The organism is Streptomyces sp. NPDC002690 (assembly GCF_053592415.1).
Genome location: NZ_JBSFVR010000759.1, coordinates 1 through 1142 on the forward strand (window position 1 = coordinate 1; position 1142 = coordinate 1142).

Here is a 1142-nt window from a genome sequence, read left to right on the forward strand (position 1 = left end):
GGGCCGCCGTCGCCGCCCGGCACGGGCTCCCGGTGGACCGGGTACTGCTCACCGCCGGGGCGGCCGAGGCGTTCGTACTGATCGCCCGGGCGCTGCCGGCCCGGCGGCCGGTGGTGGTGCACCCGCAGTTCACGGAGCCGGAGGCGGCACTGCGGGCGGCCGGGCACGACGTGGGGCGGGTGATCCTGCGGGCGGAGGACGGTTTCCGGCTGGACCCGGCCGCGGTGCCCGAGGAAGCCGATCTGGTGGTCGTCGGCAATCCGACCAACCCGACGTCGGTGCTGCACCCCGCCGGTGTGCTGGAAGCGCTGGCGAGACCGGGCCGGACCCTGGTGGTCGACGAGGCGTTCATGGACGCGGTGCCCGGGGAGCGCGAGGCGCTCTGCGGGCGTACGGACATCCCGGGCCTCGTCGTGCTGCGCAGCCTCACCAAGACGTGGGGGCTGGCCGGGCTGCGGATCGGCTACGTGCTGGCCGACCCGTCGGTGATCGCCCTGCTGGAGGAGGCGCAGCCGCTCTGGCCGGTGTCGTCACCGGCGTTGGCGGCGGCCGAGGCGTGCATGGAACCCCGGGCCCTGGTGGAGGCGGCCGACGCGGCGGACCGGATCGCGGTGGACCGGGCCCATCTGCTGGCGGGCATCGCGGAGTTCAACGAGATCGAGGTGGTGGGGCCGGCCCGAGGGCCGTTCGTGCTGATCCGGCTGGAGGGTGGTGCCGAGCTGCGGGAGGGGCTGCGCTCGCTGGGGTTCGCGGCCCGGCGCGGGGACACCTTCCCCGGGCTCGGACCGGACTGGCTGCGGCTCGCGGTCCGGGACCGGGTGACGACGAACCGCTTCCTGCAGGCACTGGACCTCGCGCTCCAGGCGCTGCCGGTGGGGGCCGGGAGACCGGCGGGGTGACGCGACGGGCGGGCCCACGGGGATCGGGCGGGCCCACGGGGATCGGGCGGGCCCACGGGGATCGGGGGCTCCCCGCGGAGCCGGAAGCGTACGCGGATCGGGGCGTACGAGGAGCCGGAAGCGTACGCGGATCGGGGGCGTACAGGACCCGACACGGTCCTGTACGCCCCCGGCACCCGGGTGTCGCGGCCGGGGGCCGCGCCCGCCGGCGCGCGCGGACCCGCCGGGGCCCGCCTGCGCGGG

General features: G+C 77.3%; 1 protein-coding gene. It reads left to right on the forward strand.

Annotated elements, in window-relative coordinates:
* Positions 1 to 899: Rv2231c family pyridoxal phosphate-dependent protein CobC (gene cobC, locus ACWD3D_RS37330; protein ID WP_451465066.1), on the forward strand; the 899-nt coding region annotated here is incomplete at its 5' end.
* Positions 900 to 1142: the final 243 nt, after the last annotated feature.